The sequence below is a fragment of the Lederbergia citrea genome (genome assembly GCF_018343525.1).
Taxonomy (GTDB): Bacteria; Bacillota; Bacilli; order Bacillales; family Bacillaceae_C; genus Lederbergia; species Lederbergia citrea.
On record NZ_JAGYPH010000003.1, the window covers coordinates 498,926 to 514,686 of the forward strand.

Consider the following 15,761-nt stretch of genomic DNA (forward strand, 5'->3'; position numbering starts at 1 on the left):
TAGAGGATAGCCAATAACAGGCAATCCTCCTTTGTTTTTTCTCAACTAAAGCACGCTCGAAACTAAACGGTTACGTAAAATCCACGAGGCTGTTTATCTTGGGATATTAACTTTCCTGCTTCATATTTTTATTCGGCAATAGGATACCCCTTTCTTTATTAGGATCCATCACCAGGTTCTAAGTATTTAAAACCCAATTACAAAAAAATGCCGCATCATTATGAATGCAGCATTACTTTTTTATGCGAATGAGACTGGTTTTATACTGTGTTGGCTTGGTAAGTCAGGCAAGCCTGCTAGTGTTGTTCCTGGTTTTACACTATGCTGACTTGGTAAATCAGGTAAGCCTGCTAGTGTTGTTCCTGGTTTTACACTATGCTGACTTGGTAAATCAGGTAAGCCCGCTAGTGTTGTTCCTGGTTTTACACTATGCTGACTTGGTAAATCAGGTAAGCCCGCTAGTGTTGTTCCTGGTTTTACACTATGCTGACTTGGTAAATCGGGTAAGCCCGCTACATTAGCACCATTTATTCCGAGGGAACTTACCACTCCAAATAAACCAAGTGAAAGAGCGGAAATAATTAATATTTTCTTCATTTTTCACCCTCCATAACTTTAATATTTATATTAATATTAATATTAATATACAAATTATAGCATTATTTTGATAATTTCTCCAACTCAGTTTCCACAATATTACTAAATGCCTTATTTTGTTGGAGATTAAAAACATGAAGAGACTTGGTTAAAGATTCTATTACTTCATGTTTATTACCAAGTTCTAAATGATTTAAAGCTGTTTGATACAAAAACTCCCCAAGTAAATATAGAACCTCATCATTAATGCATTGCTTTATTCCCTTCTCACTATAATATAATGACTCCTCAAATCTCTTTACTTTAGAAAGTGACTGAGATAAGCCAAACAATGCTCGTAATCGAGTATGAGGTTCGGCCAATGCTGGAAGTTGGTCGATATCCTCCATAATTTCTTTTAAAATAGTTATGGATTCTTCGAAATTTAGATCATCTTTTTCTATTATGGCAATAGACATTTTAATTTCATTTTCTCTTTCGGAAAGACCCTTTCTAGATGGATTTGTAATATCAATAGCTTCATATAACATTCCAATAGAACGATCCTTATCCCTTTTCTCTAGATCTGTTAAATAGTATAGACAGATAGCCTCATGCCAAAGTAAAAATTGCTTTCCAGAAGGCATGTTGAATAGTGGATTTTTTTTCTCCCGTTCCACAATTTCATGGATGGCCTGATAATTTCTTTCTCTTTTATATCGATTAATCAAACCAGTTACCGCAGATACATAACTAATCGAGTCCGCTGAGGTAAAATCAAAGAAATCACTTAATTGAACATTTAATTTATTCACGAATCTAATTAGCTGATCAATTGTCGGATCTTGCTTATTCTTTTCAAATAAGTCCAGTTCCTCGACTGAGCAAATATCTTCTGCGAGTTCCTCTTTTGTTAGTCCTTTATAAACTCTTAATGACTGAAGAATTTCACCAATGTTTACGAAAATTTCACCCATTTTTATTTACCCCTTTGCCAAATCATGCATTATCATTAATTATAGCAATATTCCTAATACTTTCATACCATTTATGATTTTCTTGAGGGTATTAATTATATATATTCTCCACATTTAGCTTAAAAACCTTTTTTTCTAGTCTCAAGGGCACATATTTCATATTAGTGTCTCTTTTTAATATTTTCATAAACTATGATATAATTTTAGGATTGAACATATCTTTTCTATCGCAATAAAATCAGGAGGGAACAACAGTGAAACTATTTAGTAAATCTATTTTGGCAGCCCTTCTATTTGCTGGAGTCGTTAGTCTTCAAACTGGGTGCAGTATGCTAAATGGTGATATTAAATCTAAAATAATTTCCAATGAAAATGGGAAAGTAGTAGATTTTTATAATGATAATAAAGAAAACGAGCCTTCTTTGGACAAAATAGATCATGCATCATCAACAATTCAGGAAAAGAATTCGGAAGATCCGTCATCGTCTAATTCCGAAATTAAATCCAATGAATCTAAGACTGCTGAAAAAAAGTCCGAACGAAAGCAGTGGGCAACTAATGCGGACGCGGTTAAAGTTATTGGACAACCTGAAGCCATAGCTGTTCTCGTCAACAAGCAAAATAAGCTGCCAGACAATTATTCGCCAAAAGATTTAGTGTATCCAGATGTTCCTTTTACCTTTAATGAAAAAGCGGATAAACGAAAAATGCGCGCTAATGCAGCAAAAGCTTTAGAGAAATTATTTACTGGGGCTAAGGACGATGGTATCCTTCTGGCCGGGGTTTCCGGATATCGCTCTTTTGCTACACAGCAAGTGTTGTTCAACAACTATGTAAATAGGGACGGTCAGAAAGCTGCCGAGTTATTTAGTGCAAGGCCCGGGCATAGTGAGCATCAAACAGGTCTGGCCATGGATGTTTCCGGTCACACTGGGATATGTGCAGCGCAGGATTGCTTCGATGGTACTCCAGAAGCCGATTGGTTAGCAAAGCATGCTCATGAGTATGGATTTATTATCAGGTACCCAAAAGGCAAGGAGCAGATTACAGGATATCAGTATGAACCATGGCACTTACGCTATGTGGGAACAGATATTTCAAAAGAGATTCATGAGAAAGGTATTACCTTAGAAGAGTATTATAATGTGGCAGTTCCTGTGAGCGGGCAAAAATAATTTTTTATTTTTCGACTAGGACGTTTCTTGCGAAGGTGTAAAGTTTACTGAACAAGAATAAATCAGCATGGAACGAGAATAAACTCACTGCGAACGAGAATAAATAGGCATTGAACGTGATTAAACTGCCTGCAAACGAGAACAATCAAAGATTCCGAATCTCATTCGGCGTCTTTGAGGATTGTTTTCGCAGTTTTTACAAATTACAAAACTGCATCCTTGATTTTGGCGTCGTCAGTTTGGATTATCTAACATTTGAAGGCGTCATTCATGATTTGGACGTCATCAGTTTTAATTATCTAACAGTTGACGACGTCATTCATGATTTGGACGTCTCCAGTTTTGATTATCTAACAGTTGAAGGCGTCATTCATGATTTGGACGTCCTTTTTGATTCCTCTAAGAATATTCATCTTTATAAAATGAAATACCATAGCCGAAACGACCATGGTAGACCCAATTTTTATACTTTCTTATCTTTTAATAAAAAGGATTATCTCCTGCAAAGTTCACTATTCAGGAGATAATCCTTTCATTAAAAATTGTACTGTTCTTTCGATTTCTGCTTCGTCATCCCATTCAGCTTCTGGAAGCAGTAAATATCGCGAAATTAAATAACCGAGCATCGTCGACAATGTAACACGAATGACAGTATCCGCCGGCATCTTAATGATCTGCCCTTTCGCTTGGTAATGTTCGATAATCTGCCTAAGTCGATCAAATATTTTTACGGCGATATGCTCCGTAAATTGTTCCTTTAATTCTGGATGAAAAGGAATTTCTTGAATCAAGATTCGAAACAGCTGCATATTGTTTTTAAGAAATTTAATTCGATTCTCGATCATCGCTTTTATAAAGTCTTCGAAGCGTTCATAATCTTGATTCAGCACTTTATTTAAATCCTTAATAACTAATGGCGCAACAAGCTTTGCCATCATCGGTGCAACAATCGACAAGAGCAATTCCTTTTTCGTTTTATAGTGCCTAAATATAGTCCCCTCAGCCACACCTGCTTTTTTAGCAATTTCACTTGTGGAAGTTGCTGCAAATCCTTTCTCAGAAAACGATTCTATCGCTGCGGCTATTATTTTTTTTTGTTTTTCTGTTAACTCTTCCTCGTCATTTACAAATTCTTCAAACATTCTGTACTCCCTCTCCTATATTTTCCGGTACTTTCTAAGCGCCAAAATGTTTATGATCATAAACAAAATGGAGAAGCCTACTAGGGCAAGGAGATCCAAATAAATATCATTCCATCCATATCCGCGGACCATGACATTTCTTAATGCGTCTGCAGCATAATACAAAGGAGTGATCTGTCCAATCCACCTAAGCCATTCAGATATCGTTTCTAAGTTAAACAAACCCGAAAAGAATACTTGTGGCACGACCACAATCGGAATAAATTGGATCATTTGCAACTCATTATTTGCAAATGAAGATAATAAAATCCCGAGCGTTAGTGCAGTTAAGGATAGAAGCAAGGTAATGAGGAGCACATACCCGAACGCGCCTTCCATCAGCATCCCTAACACATAAATGGCGTACGCAGCTATAATGGTTGCCTGGATCAGTGTAAAAATTCCAAAGCCAAGTACATATCCAATCACAATTTCCCATTTACGCAACGGACTGGCAAGAAGTCGTTCGAGCGTTCCGGTTGTTCGTTCCCTTAAAAATGAAACTCCTGCAATCAAAAATACAAAGAAAAAAACAAAAAAACCTAGTAGTACGGGGCCAAAATAATCAAATTGTCCCATCTCACTGGATCCGTGCAGAAAATCTACTTTAGGTTCATAAGAATGTTCGTTACTTTGCAAAGGTTTTAATGCATTTTGAATCCATTTTAATGTAGAGCCATTTACACTAGGATCACTGCCTTCTAGAAATATAGAAGGGAATTGATTGTCAAATACGATATATCCATCTATTTCTCGTGAAGATAAGTCTACTTTCGCTTCTTTTACATCCTTATATTTAGTAATTTCGGCATCAGATAAGTCGATTCGATCCGCAACGGATTCAGGAATATTAACTAGACCAACTTTCGGTATATAGTCGCCCCCGTTGAAAACTAAATGCAACATCGTTAGTACGAGGATTGGTGCAAAAATGAGCAACCCCATTGTTCTTTTATCCCGGACGATCTGTCGTAAAATTCTGATTAACAAAGCCACAATCCTCATCTTAAGCACCTCCATAAAAAAGAAACGCTTCTTCAATCGTTGTTGAATTTGTTTCCTCTTTCAACTCACGAGGTGTTCCAACCGCAATTAAGCTGCCTTCACGAATCAGTCCTAATCGGTCACATTTTTCCGCTTCGTCCATAACATGTGTAGTGACTATAAGTGTCGTTCCTTTTTTCTTTAATTCATAAAATGCGTCCCATATACTTTTTCTTAATACAGGATCAATGCCAACTGTTGGTTCATCAAGTATCAAAATATCAGGTTCGTGAAGGAGCGCAATGGCTAATGACAGCCTTCTTTTCATTCCACCAGAATAGTTGGATACTAGTTTGTTAAGGTGTTCTGATAGGTGTACAAGTTCCATTACTTCTTCTATTCTTTGTTTTTGCTTCTCCCCTTTCAACCCATACAAAGCTGAAAAAAACTGGAGGTTTTCCTTCGCAGACAAATCCTCGTATAGCGCATCAGATTGGGCCATATACCCTACTTTTTCGATCAGTTTTAAAGACGGCATTTTTTCTTGAAGAAGAAAGTTCTCACCTGATGATGGGACATCCAAGCCGGCAAGTTGTTTTACTAACGTTGTTTTTCCGGCCCCCGATGGTCCAAGCAAACCAAATATCTCACCCTCTAATACTTCTAAATTAATATCGTTAAGTACTTGCTGTTTTCCAAATTTCTTTGAGACATGCTGAATGGACACACATGAGTTTGTGTTCACTTTTTTCACTTTCTCCACCTCTTCCTGAATGAGTGATTACTCACTATCATTCTACTTAAAAAAATATTAGACGTAAAGTGAATAATACCTCTTTACGTCTAATCAAACGTTTGATTAGATTTCTTTTTTGTATTTTTAGATCTCCTTACCCATGAACCTTCATGAGGACCGTTTTATCACTTTTTCTCGGGTCTCAATGCTTTCTTTCTCTTAATCAAACGTTTGGTTAGACATCTGTTCGCATTCGCTTTTAATCAAACGTTTGGTTAGATATCTGTTCGCTTTTTTACAACTAATCAAACGTTTGGTTAGATATGTGTTCGCATTCTGACGTCTAATCAAACGCTTGATTAGATATTTGTTCGTATTTTTCATCTAATGAAATAACAGAGCTTGCCAGACTGTCACTGGTAAGCTTTCACATTTAATAATGTTTCTAAATCTACAATCTCATAGTTCATTTTTTGTAATGACTCAATTATGAGCGGGAGTGCTTTCGCAGTTTCAATTTTATCAGAATCCGAGTGCATTAATATGATGTCACCATTGCGAACATTTTCTACAACATTGTTCACGATATGTCCCGCTTCTTTTTGTGACCAGTCTAGCGTATCAATTGACCAAAGCACGATAGAATATCCTTGTTTTTGAGTAACCGTAACAACCTTTTCATCGGTATCTCCGTATGGTGTTCGTAGAATAGCAGTTTTTTTCCCAATCACGGATTGTATCGCCTTTTCAGTGCTTTCAATTTCCGTTTGTATATCTTCCTTCGATAACTTCGTTAGTTCCAGATGATTATAGCTATGACTTAGTATTAAGTTCCCTTTATTATAAGCGTTCTTCACAACCTGCGGGTTGAGCTTTACCTTGCTTCCCAAAAAGAAGAAATTTCCCTTTACATTGTAATCATCTAAAATATCTATAATGGCTGGAGTGATTGTATTATCAGGACCATCATCGAAGGTCAAGGCGACCATTTTCTTATTAGGACCATTCAAATACACATTTCCATGTTCTTTTGAAAATAAACTAATTTGTTTTCGCCAATTTTGCATACTATTCCACGCTTGATTGGATAATTGATTGGATTTACCTTTGATATCAAGTGTATATTCTTCAGCAATAGCACGTTGCGGATTGTAAACCGAGATGTGGTCGACAAACTTAGTAGCATTTGGAATGATCATTTTCAGTTCAATATTTTGTTTCAACCCGTAAACATAAATACGTTCATTATTGTATTCCCTTATTTCATCTGGCGGTCCCAAATACTGCTCAACTGTCTTTGATGTAATATCTTTTAGTTCCTTGGACGAACGTAAATCATAGATTTCCCCATCTGCATTAAAGCCTAAAACAACATTCTTTTCATAATAAGTAGCATAAGACCCACCAGCCACTTGGTCAATTTGATCTGGCTTTCCCCACTTCGTTTTAACCTGTTGAAACGAGCTATCCATCACATTAAACGAGGAATCTATAATCATTCCCTCACGAGCCTTTTCCATCATTCGATCAAGTATAAAAGAAATAGGTTCCTTATCTTTAGGATGTAAATCATTTTTCTTTGAAGGTAATTTTTCTATTGGTAAAGACTTCTGCGAAACGCAAGCAGTCATTATCATTAGTAAAGAAAACATTAGTAGCAGCTTAATCACCTTTAGCATCGTCATGTCTCACCCTTCATTCAACAATATACAAATCATTCTTAATCGGTCACATGTCTCTGGTTCGTTTTATTTACCTCTTTTATGATGAGAGATTATTAATTAAATTTTACATTGCAAATTATCTGTCTGTAAAGAAAACAAAAAACGGATGCAGGCTTCTCGCCTGATTAATCCGTTTTTTTAAAGTTCACCATATATACGTTATTTTACTCCACCAGCAGCAACGCCCTTGATGATATGCTTTTGTGCAGCTGCATAAAAAATAACTACTGGTATAATCGTCAAGGTCAGCCCTGCCATTGCTAGGTTCCACTGTGGTAGAAATCTTTTTCATCAATAGTTCGCGGTCAATCCCGGGATGTTATTTCTTTAACGCATTGTACTGTCTTACGACCTCTTGGGTGATTTCGCTATGTTCATCTAACCCGCTCACTTCTTTAAGCACATGTGGAACGCTATGTTCTTTGATCATTGCTTGTAATTTTACTGCTTCTTCATCTTCCTTGAAGTCAAAGAGCAATGCGGAGGCAATCGCCTTAGCAAGATTAGTATAAGAGAGTCCTGCTTTGTTTGCTTCGACAGCAGGACGAACTAGGCGGTCATCCGGACCGAGTTTACGAAGAGGTGACCGCCCTACTCGCGTCACTGCATCATTCAAATATGAATTTTTGAAGCGATCGAGAATCTTGTTAATATATTGATTGTGCTCATCTCGATCCAAGCCATATTGTTTAATTAAATAATCGCCGGTTTCTGTGAGCGTGGCATGAACTTGCGCTTCAACCTTTTCATCTGCCAACGCTTCATCAATTGTAGCTTTACCCTCAAGAAAGCCGAGATAAGCAATGACAGCATGTCCCGTATTAACGGTAAAAAGCTTTCTTTCAATAAAAGGCGCCAGATCTGAAACTATTTTCATCCCTTCAATCGGGGGAATACTTTCGCTAGTCTCCACAACCCACTCGTGATATGGTTCTACAAGAACATCAAGGGAACCTTGATTATTTTGGATTGGAACAATGCGGTCAACGGCAGAATTAAAGAAATAAACTTTAGCGTCTAAATCCGCTTTTGTATCTTCATCTAAATGTTCTAATATGTAACCTTTTAGTAGATCTGTAGCAGAAATTTGGTTTTCACAGGCAATTATATATAATTTTTCTTCGTTTGCTTTTATTCTATTCGTTATGCCTTTTGCGATTAGCGGTGCAATCCGCGGCAAGATATTCGGTCCAATTGCCGTTGTAAGATAGGTGGCTTGTTGAATTGAATCGATGACTTCTTTTTCCTGTGTCATATTATTTAATCCTGATACATTGTCAATCGTCATTGTTTCTTGTTGATCTGTTGCCAATATAACTTGATACTGCTTTTCTTCGTTTAGTTGTTGAATAATTTGGTCTGCGATATCAATAAATGTAACATGATAGCCAGACTGTGAAAAAAGTGCCCCAATAAATCCTCTTCCGATATTGCCTGCTCCAAAGTGTACGGCTTGTTTCATTCGTATCAGTCCTTTAATAAATTTGTATGAAGATAGCTTAGAAAAATGGTCTCTAATTTTGTGCGAATCAATTCCTCATTTGCTGAAGAAAAAATCATCATCGCCTCATTATTCTCAATTAAACTTGAACTGATTAGGCTTACTATTTCCTGCTCTATTTCGCTTAATTCTGCTGGCGCAAGCATTAATAGCAAGCTCTTCATGTACATATCATTTCCATCCATACCTTTTACCAGGCAAGGTTCATCCAAGTGTGAGATTTGAAAAATCAGCTCCCTAACTTTTTCATGCCTACAGTGGAAAAGAGCCATTCCCGTATTCGGTATGCCAAGCCCGCCTTTTCTTTCACGATCCTGTAAGGCTTTGATTACATCAGGAACATGTGTTAAAAGTTGGTCCCTTTCAGCGGCCCTGACCATTTCTTCCATAATCTCTTCATATCCATTAAGCTGTGTTCGATAAACCCGAAAATTGTTCATAACAGCATCGATGGTTCCGTGTACATCTTTCAGCTCTTGTAAAACGTTTGTCAGGTTACTTCTTGCTGGAGTAGATTCTTTTTGTACAGATTTTTGATATGGTTTGTTTTTTGTCACGTTTTCAATGTTATCTTTTAAATAACTTCTAATCGCTAATATATTTTCTTCACTTAAGAGAGGTGAAACGAGAATATAGTCTATGTCTATAAACGGAAGCCTTACGGTTGAGATAATGACATCATAGCTTGTCAAATTTGCATCCCGCTGTATATCTTTAATCGATAAAATATCTACCGAGTTTATTTCGGTGATTTCTTTTTTTATTCGAGTTGCCAGCATCTTCGACGTACCTATGCCTGTTGGACAAATGACAAGTGCTTTAATATATAGTTGCTCTTCATGCATGAGTAGCGCCGAGCCAAAATGAAGGACAATGAAGGCTATTTCATCATCCGGAATATCATCAATTTCATTAAATTCCGACTCAACAAATCCCTTTACAGCCATAAATAAAACCGGGTACTTTCGTTTAATCTCCTCTTTTAAAGGATTAAACAAACCCATTTTCTGTTTGATGCGAAAAAGTGAAGGTTCCATGTGAGCGAGAAGCCCTTGATACAAAGAAAAATCCTTTGTTAAATCTACATGGAGCTGAGAGGATACATATTGTATTAAATTTTTTATCATCCGACTGAGATCAACTCTGTCATAGGGCAGACCATCCACTGCTTGAAGCTTAGAACCTTTAAGTATTACGGCTAAAAAGTACAAATCTTCTTTGGATAATGCTACTGAACATATTTCCTCCAACTTCTTGCCAATTTCAATAATCAGATGATATTCATGGATAAGTTCATTTACATTATTTATTTTTTCCTCTAATAGAAAGCCCGCTTCTGTCCTTTGGATCGTAATACATATATGTACAAGGAATCCGATGTAATCACTATCCGCTAGACGCGGCTGTGAGCTATTGATTTCCGTATTCACTAACCTATCAATTGTAAGGAGATATTCCGGAAGTAAATAATGCAAAATTTTGTTCCCAGCGCGTTTTCCTTTTTGTAATAAAAATAAACTCTCAATTAGTTCTTCATGAAAATGAATGAGGATGTAGCGGGCCAAAGCTTGGCGCTTATTTGATTCCTTCCCAGTAAGTTCAACACCTACACCTCTTTTTCTAGCAATGCTTACATTAAAATTCTTTAACCAGTCGGCCAATTCATCCAAATAAATCGTTAATGTTGTAATGCTTACACCAATCTCAGTCGCTAATACTCGGAGTTTATAGGATTCTTCATGCAACAAGGCTAAAAGTAAAAGCAGCTTTCTTTCCTCAGGTGTTTGATCAATCGGGTTCATTCCCGCCAAATACTGGATAAGTCGGAATATCTGTTCATTCTTTCCTTCAATCATCAATCCTTTATTCAAATTTCTGGCTAAAAGGAGATCAAATGACTGGAGAACCTTTTCTATCGATTTTAAATCGCGTTGAACCGTTCGGGTACTTACATTTAAAAATGCTGCAATTGAAAAAGCAGTATGTTTTCCAGATGTTTTAATAATTAATTCAATGATGTCCTTTTCTCTCGAGGTAATGTGCATACCATCATCTCTTTTCAGCGTCGGAAAATGATGAATAGAAAAGCGTCAAAGAGACGCTTTTCTATTCGTTAAACCAAACTATTATTTGATATTAATCATATCCATGATTTCACGAGCTGTTTTAGCTTGAACCAACTTTTCAATATTATCCATATCTGAGCAAGTTACTGCTATTCCAGATAATATTTCCAGATGTGTACCGTCTTTCCCGGCTATACCGAAAATCAAGCGTACTTTTTGGCCGTCAAAGTCAACTCCATTAGGAACCTGTAAGACGGTAAATCCTGATTTAATTACGGCCTTCTTCGCTTCCTCTGTGCCATGTGGGATTGCCACATCATTACCCATATAAGTTGATGTCATTTCATCACGGGCAATCATTGCTTCAATATAGCTTTCTTCCACATATCCAGCTTTAACTAAAGCTCTTCCTGCAAAACGGATGGCATCGTCTTTATTTGCGAATTGCTGATTTAAAAAGACATTTTCCTCAAGAAGCAAATCATCTTCAGTATTTTCAGCTTCAATCTGTTCTTCAGCATCCTCGACTACTTTATTAGGTTCATCATTTCCTTGATTTTGCAGTCGATCGATTAATTGATCATATTGAGGACTCGATAAGAAATTATCAACCGATATATGATAAGCAGCCGGCACTTTACTTTGCGCTCTTGGCGTCAACTCATCTTGAGTAATAACAATTTTTGCATCGGAGGGAAGATTGCTAATCGCTGTATTTGTTACAGCAATATCCAGACCCGCTTCTTTTACCTTCTTACGAAGAAGGGAGGCACCCATTGCACTAGAGCCCATGCCAGCATCACAAGCAAAATAAATTTTGTTGACGTCTTCTGGCACCTCGCCAGTATTTGAAGCCAATGCACCTGCAACTGAGCTCTTCTTCCCTTTCATTTCTTGCATTTTTCTTGTTGCTTCTTCAATATCTTCCTCTTGTTGCTTGCCTGTTTTTAATACGAAGGAGGAAACAACAAAGGATACAGCTGCAGCTACAAGTACTCCAGCGAAGTTGGCAATATATGCACTTGCATGATGTGGAGTAACAGCAGTGATCGCAAGTATACTTCCTGGGGATGACGGGGCAAATAAGCCGCCACCTAAAAGAACGAGTGTAAACACACCGCTCATTCCACCTAGAACGACCGCCAAGAACAACATCGGTCGCATGAGTATATAAGGGAAATATATTTCATGTATTCCGCCCAAAAATTGAATAATTGCTGCCCCTGGTGCCGACCTTTTAGCATTTCCTTTTCCAAAAATACTATAAGCAAGTAAGACACCAAGACCAGGACCTGGATTTGCTTCAAGAAGTAATAGTACCGATTGGCCCGTCTGTTTCACTTGCTCTAGACCAATGGGTGTAAGAATGCCATGGTTAATTGCATTATTTAAGAACAGAATTTTTCCGGGTTCGATTAAAATACTTGTCAAAGGCAATAGCCCTAACCCCACTAGCCAATTAACACCAGTCATTAGCCAACTAGAGAAAGCATTTACTGCTGGACCCACCGCTAAAAACGATAGAATCGCCAGCAAGCCGCCAAGTATACCTGCTGAGAAATTGTTCACCAGCATTTCGAAACCAGTTTTAATTTTTCCTTCAATCGACTGATCAAACTTTTTAATCGCATATCCACCAACAGGACCCATAATCATGGCGCCTAGAAACATTGGAATATCTGATCCTGCAATGACACCCATTGTCGCAATGGCACCCACAACACCGCCACGTTGATCATATATAATTTTACCGCCTGTGAACCCTATTAATAAAGGCAGCAAATAGGTGACCATCGGATCAACCATTTTGGCAAGGCTTTCATTAGGGATGAAACCCGTAGGAATAAACAGCGCAGTAATTAGACCCCACGCGATGAAAGCTGAAATATTCGGCATAACCATTGAACTTAAGAAGTTGCCGAACTTTTGTACAGCTACTTTTATATTAGATTGAGCCATATGCTCTCTTCCTTTCATAAAAAAATTATCCAATTATTAATGTTATAGTATGGGCCCCCTGCAATCAATAAAGAAGAAAGCTATCTTTGTCGCAGCAAAGAAGACAAACCTATTGTTTATCAAAAGGATCGTGCCTATACCTAGTACCAGGCACCCAAAAAAGCATCGGCAGTTTACGCCGATGCTTTAAAAATTAATTTTCTAGTTTCCTACTTTGTAACAGTAATGCTCCCGTTATTTGTTTTGAGTTTAATTTGATGCTCACCGTTGCCGAATATAACGTTTCTATTGGATTTGCCGAAAATGCTCACTTTTCCATTGTCCACTCCTACATCAATAGTGGCATTTGTCGGCTCATTTTTAGTTTCAATCCTGATTTTCCCGTTATCCGTATCAAAGTTAATGGGACGATCCAAATGATTGGTGATAAGCGTGATACTACCATTATTTGCTCTTCCTGACAGCTCCCCATCAATGTCGTCCAGAAGGATTTTTCCATTATCCACTTCAACCGCGACAGTAGAAGCTACCACATTTTTTAAATGAACAACTCCATTGTCAGCTTCAGTAGTGACAGTAGAACCCTTAATATTATTCAGTTCAATTCGACCATTGTCGGTTTCCGCAATAATATCTTGAGCATGTAAATTTTCTCCGATGATACGTCCGTTGTTGCTTATAATCTGTATCGAATCATACTGCTTTTCAGGAACGAAAACTTTTAATGATAATGAGGTGGTAAAAAAGTCGAACTTAAACAGTTTTCCTAGTTTATCTGTTAATTTGACTGAAAGAGTATTTCCTTCTACATCAGCAGTGAAACTATATTTTAAGTTGTTGGCAACCTTGCCCGATAACTCCACTGTTGTAGTTGAATTATTTGAAGGTAAAATTTCTATTTTAGCGTTATTCGTCTTGACATCAATTTTCGTGTAATCTTCGGTAATCGCTTTTTCTTCTGAAACTTGCTTTGATTGAGTCATTGTTTTAAATGTTAAGATACTGCCAACAGTACCAACGATTAATAGAAATAAAGCAACCATCGATATTTGTTTAATATTATTCATGTTTCAAACCACCTTTTACAAGCTTTGCATTGAATTTTAAATAACGGACGAATCCCTTTATCATTCCTCGAGTAGCAAAGTACATCCCAATGGCAATGAACAGCCCGATTCCAGCAAGTGCCATAGAGAAAAACAAGTCAAAGAATTCAAATGTACCTGGGTAGATGGCTACATTAATCAATACGAGTAGGGGAGAAGCAATAAATCCAATTCCTGTTGTCCAACCCGCGATAATCACAGCCGCTACAGTAATAAATGGTCCAAGGACGATTACTAAGTTAAAGAAGCCCAATCCGATGACAGCCCACACGGCACGGATTACATTCCCCGTCGTTGCAGTTGTTTCTACTTTTTCAAGATGATGCGTTGCCACGAGCTCCTTTGCAATGTTTCGCGGTGAACCAAGCGCAGCCGAGATTTCTTCTTCCGTTTTTCCTTCTTCTAAACCAATGGCAAAATGCTCCTCAAAGTCTTGTAAAATATCTTGACGTTCTTCCGAGGAAATTTTGCTCAAAGACGCTTCTAATAGTTTTAAGAATTGATACTTAGTCATTGAAAACACCTTCTTTAATTAATTGATTGACCCCATTTGAAAACTCCTGCCACTCATGGATGAGTTCATGAAGATACTCCCTTCCTCTATCTGTTAACTTGTAATACTTCCTTGAAGGTCCCTCCGAGGATTCTTGTAAGTAAGTTGTAAAATATTCTTCTTTCGTTAACCGTCTTAAAAGCGGGTAAACAGAACCTTCAGAAATAGCAATCTGATCCGAAATTTTTTGAACAAGCTCATATCCATATCGATCTTTCTTATCAAGTAATGCAAGAACACATAGTTCTAGGACACCTTTTTTAAATTGAACATTCATTGTTGTGTGCCACCTCGTTTATTCATTATTCACTACTATTCATTAAACAGTACCAATCCATAAGAAGTACCCTGCAAAATAAATATATCACACGGTACTGTTCAGTGCAAGGTACTGTTTAAAGTTTTTTTGTTTTTCCATTCATAAAAAAAACGCTTTGAATGACATTGATTGTCATTCAAAGCGTTTTAGCTATCAAGTCCTATTGTTCAATTACATTCCCCTCTGCAGGGATCGGATGCTGTTTGAACATCCTGGCAAAATGCATTAAATTATAAGCCATGATTTTGGCGTGCTGCATAGTGAATTCATTTTTATAACCTTTCGCTTCGATAAAAGAAGGCCCCGGTCCGGCTTCCCCTACCCAATAAGTATCAACATTCGGAGGAATGGTGAAGCCAATATGGGAGAGGGAATAAATAAGGGAGCGGGCAACGTGTTTAGCACCATCTTCATTTCCAGTAATAACCACACCGCCAACTTTATTGTAATAGAGATATTGCCCCTTTTCATTCGTTAAACTACTCCCGCCATATAGCCGTTCGATTGTTTTAACGGCGAGACTGCTTTGCTCACCAAGCCAAATTGGAGAGCCGATAATGAGGATGTCTGCTTCCTTTACTTTTTCAAAAATCTTTGGCCATTCGTCCTGATCACTGACTGCTTCTGCTGTAATCCCTAATTCAATATTGTAATCCGCTATCGTTAATATTTCTGTATCAATCTCATTTTCCTCAAAAATAGTTGTAACTTCTTCTATAAGGGCTCGTGTGTTTGACGGTTCACTACTTTTCTTCAACGTGCAATTTAGTACTAACGCTTTGATAGTCATTCTTCTGTTCCTCCTAAATAATCGTCATCACCATCCTCTTCCCTTTTTTGCCCCGAATGAACTTATAAAAAGATATAAAAAAGAAAACCCCCATTTTGAAGAGGTTTTCCTTCG

Annotated in this window: 15 protein-coding genes and 1 pseudogene; 2 read left to right on the forward strand and 14 right to left on the reverse strand. The window is 37.4% G+C overall.

Annotation, left to right across the window (positions count from 1 at the left end; genetic code table 11):
• Window positions 1-240: 240 nt before the first annotated feature.
• Window positions 241-597, reverse strand: coding sequence for a hypothetical protein (locus tag KHA88_RS16915; RefSeq protein WP_213122567.1), 357 nt, complete (start codon window positions 595-597; stop codon window positions 241-243).
• A 62-nt stretch (window positions 598-659) separates the two neighbouring features.
• Window positions 660-1,553, reverse strand: coding sequence for a helix-turn-helix domain-containing protein (locus KHA88_RS16920; RefSeq protein WP_213122568.1), 894 nt, complete (start codon window positions 1,551-1,553; stop codon window positions 660-662).
• A gap of 254 nt (window positions 1,554-1,807) precedes the next feature.
• Here KHA88_RS16920 and KHA88_RS16925 point away from each other — a divergent pair, with 254 nt between their 5' ends.
• Entirely contained in the window at window positions 1,808-2,728 is a 921-nt protein-coding gene (locus tag KHA88_RS16925) for a M15 family metallopeptidase (RefSeq protein ID WP_346729200.1), read from the forward strand.
• Between the two features lie 110 nt (window positions 2,729-2,838).
• Entirely contained in the window at window positions 2,839-3,255 is a 417-nt protein-coding gene (locus tag KHA88_RS16930) for a hypothetical protein (protein ID WP_213122569.1), read from the forward strand.
• Here the strand turns inward: KHA88_RS16930 and KHA88_RS16935 are convergent.
• From KHA88_RS16935 to KHA88_RS16990, 12 genes and pseudogenes are all read right to left on the reverse strand, one after another.
• Window positions 3,241-3,870, reverse strand: coding sequence for a TetR/AcrR family transcriptional regulator (locus KHA88_RS16935; RefSeq protein WP_213122570.1), 630 nt, complete (start codon window positions 3,868-3,870; stop codon window positions 3,241-3,243). The two genes, KHA88_RS16930 and KHA88_RS16935, sit on opposite strands and share 15 nt — an antisense overlap.
• A 15-nt stretch (window positions 3,871-3,885) precedes the next feature.
• Window positions 3,886-4,914 (reverse strand): ABC transporter permease, encoded by a 1,029-nt coding sequence (locus KHA88_RS16940; protein ID WP_213108450.1) that lies wholly within the window; start codon window positions 4,912-4,914, stop codon window positions 3,886-3,888.
• A gap of 1 nt (window position 4,915) precedes the next feature.
• The gene (locus tag KHA88_RS16945) at window positions 4,916-5,638 is read right to left on the reverse strand and encodes an ABC transporter ATP-binding protein (protein ID WP_213099421.1); all 723 of its coding nucleotides are present in this window, start codon (window positions 5,636-5,638) and stop codon (window positions 4,916-4,918) included.
• A gap of 404 nt (window positions 5,639-6,042) precedes the next feature.
• Window positions 6,043-7,308, reverse strand: coding sequence for a polysaccharide deacetylase family protein (locus KHA88_RS16950; protein WP_213122571.1), 1,266 nt, complete (start codon window positions 7,306-7,308; stop codon window positions 6,043-6,045).
• Between the two features lie 204 nt (window positions 7,309-7,512).
• Window positions 7,513-7,623, reverse strand: a pseudogene (locus KHA88_RS16955) (carbohydrate ABC transporter permease); the annotation flags it as partial.
• 49 nt (window positions 7,624-7,672) lie between these two features.
• The gene (locus tag KHA88_RS16960) at window positions 7,673-8,815 is read right to left on the reverse strand and encodes a mannitol-1-phosphate 5-dehydrogenase (RefSeq protein WP_213098995.1); all 1,143 of its coding nucleotides are present in this window, start codon (window positions 8,813-8,815) and stop codon (window positions 7,673-7,675) included.
• Window positions 8,816-8,820: 5 nt separating this feature from the next.
• Entirely contained in the window at window positions 8,821-10,899 is a 2,079-nt protein-coding gene (locus KHA88_RS16965; protein ID WP_213098994.1) for a BglG family transcription antiterminator, read from the reverse strand.
• Window positions 10,900-10,980: 81 nt separating this feature from the next.
• Window positions 10,981-12,879 (reverse strand): PTS mannitol transporter subunit IICBA, encoded by a 1,899-nt coding sequence (locus KHA88_RS16970; RefSeq protein WP_213098993.1) that lies wholly within the window; start codon window positions 12,877-12,879, stop codon window positions 10,981-10,983.
• Between the two features lie 209 nt (window positions 12,880-13,088).
• The gene (locus KHA88_RS16975; RefSeq protein WP_213098992.1) at window positions 13,089-13,946 is read right to left on the reverse strand and encodes a DUF4097 family beta strand repeat-containing protein; all 858 of its coding nucleotides are present in this window, start codon (window positions 13,944-13,946) and stop codon (window positions 13,089-13,091) included.
• Window positions 13,939-14,499 (reverse strand): HAAS signaling domain-containing protein, encoded by a 561-nt coding sequence (locus KHA88_RS16980; RefSeq protein ID WP_213122572.1) that lies wholly within the window; start codon window positions 14,497-14,499, stop codon window positions 13,939-13,941. The genes KHA88_RS16975 and KHA88_RS16980 overlap by 8 nt, the downstream gene beginning before the upstream one ends.
• Complete coding sequence (locus tag KHA88_RS16985) at window positions 14,492-14,815, reverse strand: PadR family transcriptional regulator (protein ID WP_213108454.1); 324 nt, start codon at window positions 14,813-14,815, stop codon at window positions 14,492-14,494. Before KHA88_RS16985 ends, KHA88_RS16980 begins: the two co-directional genes overlap by 8 nt.
• A gap of 202 nt (window positions 14,816-15,017) precedes the next feature.
• The gene (locus KHA88_RS16990) at window positions 15,018-15,647 is read right to left on the reverse strand and encodes a flavodoxin family protein (protein ID WP_249306140.1); all 630 of its coding nucleotides are present in this window, start codon (window positions 15,645-15,647) and stop codon (window positions 15,018-15,020) included.
• Window positions 15,648-15,761: the final 114 nt, after the last annotated feature.

Excerpts from the sequence above, each read along its gene's own strand:
- KHA88_RS16915 (WP_213122567.1), bottom strand. The coding sequence starts at position 597 with ATGAAGAAAATATTAATTATTTCCGCTCTTTCACTTGGTTTATTTGGA.
- KHA88_RS16920 (WP_213122568.1), bottom strand. The coding sequence starts at position 1,553 with ATGGGTGAAATTTTCGTAAACATTGGTGAAATTCTTCAGTCATTAAGA.
- KHA88_RS16935 (WP_213122570.1), bottom strand. The coding sequence starts at position 3,870 with ATGTTTGAAGAATTTGTAAATGACGAGGAAGAGTTAACAGAAAAACAA.
- KHA88_RS16940 (WP_213108450.1), bottom strand. The coding sequence starts at position 4,914 with ATGAGGATTGTGGCTTTGTTAATCAGAATTTTACGACAGATCGTCCGG.
- KHA88_RS16950 (WP_213122571.1), bottom strand. The coding sequence starts at position 7,308 with ATGCTAAAGGTGATTAAGCTGCTACTAATGTTTTCTTTACTAATGATA.
- KHA88_RS16960 (WP_213098995.1), bottom strand. The coding sequence starts at position 8,815 with ATGAAACAAGCCGTACACTTTGGAGCAGGCAATATCGGAAGAGGATTT.
- KHA88_RS16965 (WP_213098994.1), bottom strand. The coding sequence starts at position 10,899 with ATGCACATTACCTCGAGAGAAAAGGACATCATTGAATTAATTATTAAA.
- KHA88_RS16970 (WP_213098993.1), bottom strand. The coding sequence starts at position 12,879 with ATGGCTCAATCTAATATAAAAGTAGCTGTACAAAAGTTCGGCAACTTC.
- KHA88_RS16975 (WP_213098992.1), bottom strand. The coding sequence starts at position 13,946 with ATGAATAATATTAAACAAATATCGATGGTTGCTTTATTTCTATTAATC.
- KHA88_RS16980 (WP_213122572.1), bottom strand. The coding sequence starts at position 14,499 with ATGACTAAGTATCAATTCTTAAAACTATTAGAAGCGTCTTTGAGCAAA.
- KHA88_RS16985 (WP_213108454.1), bottom strand. The coding sequence starts at position 14,815 with ATGAATGTTCAATTTAAAAAAGGTGTCCTAGAACTATGTGTTCTTGCA.
- KHA88_RS16990 (WP_249306140.1), bottom strand. The coding sequence starts at position 15,647 with ATGACTATCAAAGCGTTAGTACTAAATTGCACGTTGAAGAAAAGTAGT.